Source organism: Nostoc flagelliforme FACHB-838 (assembly GCF_014698065.1).
Lineage (GTDB): Bacteria > Cyanobacteriota > Cyanobacteriia > Cyanobacteriales > Nostocaceae > Nostoc > Nostoc flagelliforme_B.
Window position 1 is genome coordinate 1 of the sequence record NZ_JACJSI010000249.1, and the last position, 8521, is coordinate 8521.

At 41.0% G+C, this 8521-nt stretch carries 8 protein-coding genes and 1 pseudogene; 3 read left to right on the plus strand and 6 right to left on the minus strand.

Features of this window, described 5'->3' with window-relative positions; translation table 11 throughout:
- Positions 1-200: 200 nt before the first annotated feature.
- From H6G97_RS39375 to kdpA, 5 genes and pseudogenes are all read right to left on the minus strand, one after another.
- Positions 201-515 (minus strand): annotated as a pseudogene (locus tag H6G97_RS39375) (sensor histidine kinase KdpD); the annotation flags it as partial.
- 140 nt (positions 516-655) lie between these two features.
- Positions 656-1237 (minus strand): K(+)-transporting ATPase subunit C, encoded by a 582-nt coding sequence (gene kdpC, locus H6G97_RS39380; protein WP_190946073.1) that lies wholly within the window; start codon positions 1235-1237, stop codon positions 656-658.
- A complete protein-coding gene (locus tag H6G97_RS56250; protein ID WP_190946074.1) occupies positions 1237-1458 on the minus strand; it encodes a potassium-transporting ATPase subunit F in 222 nt (73 codons plus the stop codon). The genes kdpC and H6G97_RS56250 overlap by 1 nt, the downstream gene beginning before the upstream one ends.
- Positions 1459-1493: 35 nt before the next feature.
- On the minus strand, positions 1494-3587 hold the full coding sequence (gene kdpB, locus H6G97_RS39390; protein WP_190946075.1) for a potassium-transporting ATPase subunit KdpB: 2094 nt from the start codon (positions 3585-3587) through the stop codon (positions 1494-1496).
- A gap of 52 nt (positions 3588-3639) precedes the next feature.
- A complete protein-coding gene (gene kdpA, locus H6G97_RS39395) occupies positions 3640-5304 on the minus strand; it encodes a potassium-transporting ATPase subunit KdpA (RefSeq protein WP_190946079.1) in 1665 nt (554 codons plus the stop codon).
- Here kdpA and H6G97_RS39400 point away from each other — a divergent pair.
- The 3 genes from H6G97_RS39400 to H6G97_RS39410 all read left to right on the plus strand — a co-directional run bounded on the left by H6G97_RS39400 (position 5279) and on the right by H6G97_RS39410 (position 8235).
- Entirely contained in the window at positions 5279-6277 is a 999-nt protein-coding gene (locus tag H6G97_RS39400; RefSeq protein WP_190946076.1) for a sensor histidine kinase, read from the plus strand. The genes kdpA and H6G97_RS39400 overlap by 26 nt on opposite strands.
- Position 6278: 1 nt before the next feature.
- Positions 6279-6968 carry a response regulator transcription factor gene (locus tag H6G97_RS39405; RefSeq protein WP_190946077.1) on the plus strand — a complete coding sequence of 230 codons (690 nt, stop codon included), beginning with the start codon at positions 6279-6281 and terminating at the stop codon, positions 6966-6968.
- 823 nt (positions 6969-7791) lie between these two features.
- Entirely contained in the window at positions 7792-8235 is a 444-nt protein-coding gene (locus tag H6G97_RS39410) for a response regulator (protein WP_242055873.1), read from the plus strand.
- Positions 8236-8261: 26 nt separating this feature from the next.
- Here the strand turns inward: H6G97_RS39410 and H6G97_RS39415 are convergent, their stop codons facing one another.
- Positions 8262-8417 (minus strand): response regulator transcription factor, encoded by a 156-nt coding sequence (locus H6G97_RS39415; protein ID WP_190946078.1) that lies wholly within the window; start codon positions 8415-8417, stop codon positions 8262-8264.
- Between the last annotated feature and the right edge of the window lie 104 nt (positions 8418-8521).

The following is an 8521-nucleotide window of genomic DNA, read 5'->3' on the forward strand; positions in this document are numbered from 1 at the left end:
TTTTTTTCAATTGGTTAATTGTAGAAATCCTAGATACGTTGTTACCCGAACGCGTTCACCGTACTAATCCCAGGGTTGTAAAAAGACCTGTATCAAAGTTTCGTTCTAAAAAAACAAAACACAGAGGTACTGGACAACGAGTCGAAGCTCCGAAATTTAACGTCACTCATAAGCTTTTGAGCCTTAACTGAACCGTATTGCACTAGAACCAGTTGGGGAGAGCGTTGCAAAATTGCGTCTGTATCCATTTCCTGTAGAGTGACGTTCTGATGGATGCAGGCTTTTTGAGAAACTACCTCTATTCCAGCAGCTTTCATTGCCGTATCTTTGCGTCCATGAGTTTCTACGATACCGATAACTACATCAATTCCATCTTGTTTGAGTTGATGTGCTTCTTCCAGCATTTTGTAAGTTTTGCCGACACCGGGAGCCATACCAATAAAAATCTTATGTTTCCCGCGTCGGTGAGGACGAATATAAGAACTATCGGGAGATGAGGTATGAGAATGAATCATTAACAAGATATTAGGTAAATTGACAATAGTTAATTTAGAAAGCTGGAAGAAAATGAGAGAGTTACTTTTTTTGAGTTAATCGTTTATTGGGACTGTAATCAGAGTAATTAATCGCTTTTTTGATTGACTCCCTCAAGAAGTTAACTTGCAGGCTGTAAAGCATCCAAAGTCATATTTAGCTGCAAAACATTGATTCCAGGTTCACCAAAAATTCCCAGGAATCTGCCATCAATGTTTTGAGATACTAGAGTTTGAATTTGGGCTGGATTCAGATTACGGGCGCTGGCGATACGCCGCACCTGTGTTTGGGCTGCTGCAATACTGATGTGAGGATCTAAACCGGAGCCGGAAGTATAAACTAAATCAGCAGTTGGTTGTATATTGGCTTGTTTCAGCCGTGCTACTTCCACTTGAATACGTTTGAGGAGTTCAGGATTGCTGGGTGCGAGGTTGCTAGCTCCTGACACCCCAGTTGTGGCAACTTCTGGGGCTATGCTGTATTTTACAGTGCTGGGACGGCTCCAGAAATAGCGATCGCTATTAAAGGGTTGACCTATTAAGGCAGAGCCTACAACTGTACCCTGACTGTTAGTAATTAAGCTGCCGTTAGCCTGAAAAGGCAATGCTATCTGTCCACAAAGTAGCATAAATAAAGGATAGAGGAAGGCTGTTAGTAACCACAAAGCTAAGGTAGAACGAACAGCTTTATTGAGTTGGCTCATTAGAATTTCTCCGGTTGAAAAATGACTACAAATAAATAAATGCTCACACTCAAAGTCATGAGTCCTAAAAGGGCAATAGCATAAGATGCAGAACGTGATATTGCGAACGGTGTTGCGGCTTGTACTGCTGGTGCTAGAAGTACATTCAAGCAAAGCAGTAAAAATAGAGATAAAGGAATGTGATTTGGTTTTTCGCCAATAAAGTGAAATACATTGTTCATAATTAAAATAGTGAATTGGAATACAGAGTTTTGGATTAAGCTAAACCTATGGACACAATCAAAACATCAATTATTTTGATGGCGATGAAGGGAATTACAACGCCACCAAGTCCATAGATAAAGATATTGCGTTGTAAAAGTTGATCTGCGGTTAATGGTCGAAATTTAACCCCAGTCAGTGCTAATGGAATAAGCGCTGGAATCACTAAGGCGTTATAAATCAAAGCTGATAAAACCGCAGATTGGGTACTTGCCAAATCCATAATATTGAGAGTGCCAACACCAATACCCGCAAATATTGCCGGAAGAATGGCAAAATACTTAGCAATATCGTTAGCAAGAGAAAAAGTGGTGAGTGCGCCACGAGTAATCAGTAATTGTTTACCAATCGTGACGATATCAATTAACTTAGTAGGATCAGAATCAAGGTCTACCATATTAGCAGCTTCCTTTGCCGCTTGAGTACCTGTATTCATTGCCACACCTACATTTGCTTGAGCTAAAGCTGGGGCATCATTAGTACCATCTCCAGTCATGGCTACGAGTTTTCCTTGGGCTTGTTCTGTCCGAATCACCTCAATTTTATCTTCAGGTGTAGCCTCGGCAATAAAGTCATCAACTCCTGCTTCTTCGGCAATCACAGATGCAGTAATACGGTTATCTCCAGTCAGCATAATGGTTTTAATTCCCATTCGCCGCATTTGATCAAAACGTTCTCGAATACCCGGTTTAATGATGTCTTTGAGATAAACTACACCAAAGATTTCATCATTTTTGCAAAGTGCTAATGGAGTACCACCTAATCGAGAAATTCGTTCAAAGGTAGTATCAAGTTCAGGGGTTAATTTTACATTACGCGAAGTTCCTGCGGAACCACTTCGTGAACGCACAAATCCTTTAATCGCGTCCACTGCACCCTTACGAATTTGCACCTCGTTGGGTAAATCAGTACCACTCATCCGCGTTTTGGCAGAAAATTCGATGCCTTCTGCTTGTTTGGGGTCAAAATCTAATGTTGCCCCTAATTTTTCTGCCAGTTTGACAATGGATTTTCCTTCTGGAGTTTCATCAAATATGCTTGATTCTAGAGCAACTTTTGCTACTTTCTCCATAGAATGACCGTTAACAGGAATAAATTCCTCCGCCAAACGGTTTCCCAAAGTAATCGTACCTGTTTTGTCCAATATCAGGGTGTTGATATCCCCGCAGGCTTCAACCGCCCGTCCAGAAGTCGCAATTACATTAAACTGAGCAACTCTATCCATCCCAGCAATCCCAATAGCACTTAATAATCCGCCAATAGTGGTAGGAATCAGTGCCACAAGTAAGGCTATGAGTACGGCAATACTAATAGGTGAGTTGACGTACACCGACACTGTAGGTAAAGTGGCAATCACAACCAAGAACACCTGGGTAAGAACTGCCAACAAAACCGTCAAGGCGATTTCATTAGGTGTTTTGCTGCGAGAAGCTCCTTCTACTAAACTAATCATGCGGTCAAGAAAGCCTTGACCTGGATCAGCAGTGACCCGAATTATCAGTTCATCAGAGTTGATACGCGTTCCTCCAGTCACGGAACTAGCAATATCTGACCCTGGTTCTTTCAATACTGGTGCTGATTCTCCCGTAATAGCAGATTCATCCACAGAGGCAATACCTTTAATCACCTCTCCGTCAGCAGGGATAATATCTCCAGCAATTACCTTGATTTGGTCGCCACGACGTAAGGCTGTAGAACTAACCTCTTGGGTGGAACCATCAGCAAGGAGTTTTTTGGCTTTAGCATCGGATTTTGCCGATCGCAAAGCATCTGCTTGAGCTTTGCCTCGTCCTTCAGCTACAGCTTCAGCAAAGTTGGCAAAGACAACGGTTAAGAACAGAATCAGGGTAATTAAACCATTGAATAATCTGGGATTGTCACCAGGTGTTGGGCCAAATAAGTTTGGTGCAATTGTTACTAGTGCTGTGATGATCGTACCCAACCAAACTACAAACATCACTGGATTTTTTAGCATATTGCGCGGATGCAGCTTGACAAATGCTTGCTGAAATGAACGCCTGTAAAGTCCGGCTGATTTGGCTTTGGTTGTATGTTTGCGTTCTTGTCGCGGTTTTGTAGATGGTGTCATTGGTGATTAATTAATTTAAAAAAATTAGGCACAGGCGCAAAGAAGAGAATATTTATCCACCTTTAGCAATCAGAAATGCCTCTGCTATGGGGCCTAAAACAAGGGCGGGAAGGAAGGTAAGAGCGCCAAGAATTAAAATCACGCCGCTTGTAACTCCTGTGAAGAGTCTAGTGTCAGTTCTGAGAGTACCGGTGGTCATAGAAACAGGTTGCTTGCGGGACATACTATCCGCCAAAAGTAGCAGTGCAATAATTGCGATATAACGCCCTGCCAACATACTCACACTGGCGCTGAGGTTCCACCACAGAGTGTTATCACTTAATCCTTCAAAGCCAGAACCGTTATTCGCTGCGGCAGAAGCGTATTCGTAAACTACCTGGGAAACACCATGAAAACCTGGGTTACTAATACCTGAAAGGGTATTAGGAAAACCGAAGGTAATAGCCCAAGGAATGAGAATAGCAAAGGGGTGAACTAATAAGACAACGCTGGCTAGGACAATCTCTGGTTTCTCGATTTTGCGTCCTAAAAATTCTGGTGTCCGTCCCACCATTAACCCAGTCAAGAACACCGCTAAAATTAGATAGATAAATAGGTAAGCTGTGCCAGTTCCTTGACCTCCCCAAATAATTTGCAAAAACATATTAAAGAGAGTCGCAAATCCACCTGGAGGCATTAAGGAATCGTGCATACCATTAACAGCACCACACATAGTTGCTGTGGTCATGACTGCCCATAATGCTGTTTGTGCCCATCCAAATCGAACCTCTTTGCCTTCTAAATTGGGTTGTTGTTCTCCTAATAGTGAGTTAACAAGGGGATTTCCTTGAAATTCGCCTACTGCGGCAATACCTATTAAAAAGACAAAGATGACAAAGACCATCCAAAACACTAGCCATGCTTGTTTACGGTTGTTAGCAAATATGCCGTAAGTGTAAATCAGTGCTGTGGGAATAGAAATCATTGCCCACATTTCTAATAAGTTCGTAAAGCCATTGGGATTTTCGTAAGGATGGGCTGAGTTGATCCCAAAGAAGCCACCACCGTTTTCTCCTAATTGTTTAATAATTTCAAAGTGGGCAACCGGGCCACGGGCAATTACTTGAGTTGCTCCTTCTAAGGTGGTTGCTGTGGCTGGGCCTGCCAAGGTTTCTGGCACACCCGCCAAGATTAGTAACAAGTCACCAATCACAGATATGGGTAACAAAATTCGCGTGATTGACTTAACCAAATCGCTGTAAAAGTTGCCTAATGGTCTACCAGTTAAACCACGAATAAAGGCAATTCCTACTGCTAAACCAGTCGCTGCTGAAGTAAACATCAAGAACCCAAGGGCAAAAGTTTGACTAGCATAGCTAAAAGTTGTCTCACCAGAATAATGCTGTTGATCTGTGTTGGTGAGAAAGGAAAGTGTAGTGTGCAGTGCTAAATCCCAACTTGGTGTACCTAAATTTGTGGGATTTAGCGGCAACCATCTTTGCAGCATCAGTATTAAAAAAACTAAAATCCCCATGACAAGATTGCTATACAGTACTGCTTTGGCATACTGCCAACCTGTCATTTCTTCTTGGAGACGTATACCACTAAAGGCATAAATAGCTTTTTCTAGAGGATTTATTACTGCATCAAGGATTGTTTTTTCTCCCATGAAAACGCGAGCTATATATTTTCCCAGTAAGGGAGTAGTTGCTATGACTATCAGTAATGTCAATGCAATCTACACAGGGCCCATTTTGTTAGCAAACTCCTGGTTAGGGAGACGTGGCACTTTTCAAGCTACCTTCGTTGCAGTATGCCTAACCATGCTGAATCTTGTAATGCCATCTGGTGAAGTCATGAAGGTTTCTACGATCGCCAGTAGAGCGATCGCCGCGATCGCATTGATTGTCACAGGTGTTTTGAGTGATCGCCTGCGCCGTTCCGAAGAAGCGATCGCCCTGACTCGTGCCAAGCTAGAAGCTCAAGAGGAATTGTCTAGAGTGCGTGAAGATTTTGCTTCTACTCTCACCCATGATCTCAAAACTCCGTTGCTGGGAGCAATTGAAACTCTCAAAGCTTTTGAACAAGAAAAATTTGGTGCTGTCTCATCGGCACAGCAAAAAGTTTTAGCCATAATGACGCGTAGTCATCAAACTTCCCTACAACTGCTAGAAACTTTGTTAGATATTTATCGTAATGATACAGAAGGCTTAAAACTCAATTTAGCACCTATAGATTTGGCTATTTTGGCAGAAGAAGCTGCTAGCACTCTCTCGGAATTAGCAGCTAGCCGCCGCGTTTATCTTTCACTTAACTATGGTGACTCTGATTGGCGGCGATCACTATGGGTTAAAGGTGATGCATTACAACTTCAACGAGTTTTTACCAATCTTTTAGTTAATGCTATCAACCATTCTCGGCGCGGTGAGCGTGTGGAAATAGTATTAGAACCGCAAGCTTCCTATCAAGTTGTGAAAATTTTGGATACGGGTGCAGGTATTGTACCCGAACAATTCTCCCATTTATTTGAACGATTTTATCAAGGACATAGCCAACGCCAAGCCAAAGGCTCTGGATTAGGGCTTTACCTATCTCGCCAAATTATTGCAGCCCACGGCGGTATAATTTGGGCAGAGAACAGAGTACCGATCGGTGCGATGTTTGCTTTCAAGCTCCCCGTTTACCCATCTCAATCTTCTCTTACTGTGTGAGATGCCATCTACCCCAATCAAAATTCTCCTAGTAGAAGATGATGAACTGTTTCGTTTAGGTTTGCACGTGCGATTGCAACAAGAAACTGGCTTAGAGATTATCGCTGAGGCCGAAGATGGAGAAACAGCTATTGAGTTAATTAACCAAAAATCTTTCGATGTGGTGCTACTAGATGTGGGATTGCCAGGAATTGGAGGAATAGAGGCCTGTCGCCAAATTAAGCAGCAAAATCCTCAGTTACCAGTTTTAGTTTTGACTTCCCATTCCCAAAAGTCTTTAATTGCAAGATTAATTGAAGCAGGCGCTCAAGGCTATTGTCTCAAAGGAGTGGCAGCAGAAAAATTAGTGCTCGCCCTTCGTTCTGTCGCTGCTGGGGCATCCTGGTGGGATGAAACTGCAACCAAAGAAATTCGTTCTACTTTTGCATCTGATCCTGGACAACCTAACTCAGAAAATATCTCAAAACTTTCCAACCCCCTAACCCAACGCGAACAAGAAATTTTGTTACTGTTGGCAGCCGGAAAAACTAATCAAGAAATTGCTCTGGCACTCTACATCACACCTGGGACTGTGAGGGTGCATGTTCATGCGATTTTGCAGAAATTAGAAGTGCGTGATCGCACTCAAGCTGTTGTTGTTGCTCTACAAAAAAGGTTAATCAAAGGTAACTTGAATGTAGAAGATCAGTAATTTCAAAACTTTTTCTAAACTTGAAATTACTGAATTCACATTAAATATTAAAAGGTAGGGTGTAATTTTAAGACAATTAAATTTTAGTTGCGTCAGTAGTTCATTTGTTCGCGTTGAGAGGGCTGACCTTTAAATCAATTTAAACCTCAAAAATAATGTAGGATAATCAATCACTTTTATTCATTAAATTAAAAATGCACTACACTAATACCATATCAGTAAATATTGATATGTATTATGTATTGATAATAAAATTTTCCGAATCATAAATGAGTGTTAAAAGTCAAATCCCCACCCAGGAGTCAGAAGCCAGAATATATGATCTACTGCGATTTTTTGAACTAGCAAAAATGCTGACGAAGCATTATTTGCCACCATCACTTGAATTCCATATCTTTTAAGAACATAGCTAGTTAGTACAAGAATATTTTGTTAGCATCTACTATAATAACTGTCAATCCTTTGAATATATTTGTGTCTATGCCTGTTCTCTCGTCTGAAGAATGTCCAAGCTGGAAATTTTCTATCATCATCAGATTAAACTATTGGTTGCTTGATTCAGGTGACAGTCCATAACTTAGTGCTGCAACTTATAATATGCAACCGTCAGAGGTAATAGTTCAAGTAAATATATTATGTATTTACTTATACAAACTCTCCAAATTTTAACGAAAATTCCAAACATATCTTTTATACCAAAAAGCATTGCTCCTAATCTCTCTTAATCTCAGTAGTAGTTCAGAAATAATTGGAGTTAGCTTTTAAAATTTGACTAGCAAGTAACACCATCGGATGATGATAAAAGTTGCTTCTCCAGCTAAAAATGACTAAACAACAGTATGGGCTTTATTCAAATATGTCAGTTAAAAAAGGAGAAAAACAAGATAATACTAATAAGCTTATTCTAGTTTGTGATGATGTTAGAGACAATTGTTTTTTCCTCCAAACTGTATTACAAATGGAAGGCTATGAAGTTGATATTGTGGATTCCGGAGCGGCAACCCTTGCCTATCTTGAATCTACAATACCTGATCTACTCCTACTCGATGTAATGATGCCTTACATGGATGGGTATGAAGTCGCCCGTCGTATCCAAAACAACCCGATTTTACAAAATCTGATTATTTTGTTCATTACGGCACATGAAGAGACGTTTTTAAATCAGCAGCCTGATGTGAAAGTCAGGGCAGTTATCCGAAAGCCAGTTGAGCCGGATGTACTAATAGAATATGTTCTGGCTGCTCTCTTGCAAATGCATCATCTCTAAATGAAGTTCTTATTATTAGGAAAATTTTAGGAATTCTGAGCTAAAATTGCTTGAACTTTAGCAGTTACTATATCAGGGTCAATCGGCTTTTTGATGAACTCATCTATCTTTATATCAAGAGCTTTATCAGCATCATCTTCATCAAAACTTGTCACCAGCAAAACAGGGTTAGCGCGTCTCAAACCCTATTGACAGGGGGATTATGGCAGAGGTACTGAGTTTGAGAGAGCCGCAGCTAACACAGAGAGCATATAGCGATCGTTCATCGCTGCTCGTCGTGATTTTT

Excerpts from the sequence above, each read along its gene's own strand:
- H6G97_RS39405 (WP_190946077.1), top strand. The coding sequence starts at position 6,279 with ATGCCATCTACCCCAATCAAAATTCTCCTAGTAGAAGATGATGAACTG.
- H6G97_RS39410 (WP_242055873.1), top strand. The coding sequence starts at position 7,792 with ATGACTAAACAACAGTATGGGCTTTATTCAAATATGTCAGTTAAAAAA.
- kdpC (WP_190946073.1), bottom strand. The coding sequence starts at position 1,237 with ATGAGCCAACTCAATAAAGCTGTTCGTTCTACCTTAGCTTTGTGGTTA.
- H6G97_RS56250 (WP_190946074.1), bottom strand. The coding sequence starts at position 1,458 with ATGAACAATGTATTTCACTTTATTGGCGAAAAACCAAATCACATTCCT.
- H6G97_RS39400 (WP_190946076.1), top strand. The coding sequence starts at position 5,279 with ATGACTATCAGTAATGTCAATGCAATCTACACAGGGCCCATTTTGTTA.
- kdpB (WP_190946075.1), bottom strand. The coding sequence starts at position 3,587 with ATGACACCATCTACAAAACCGCGACAAGAACGCAAACATACAACCAAA.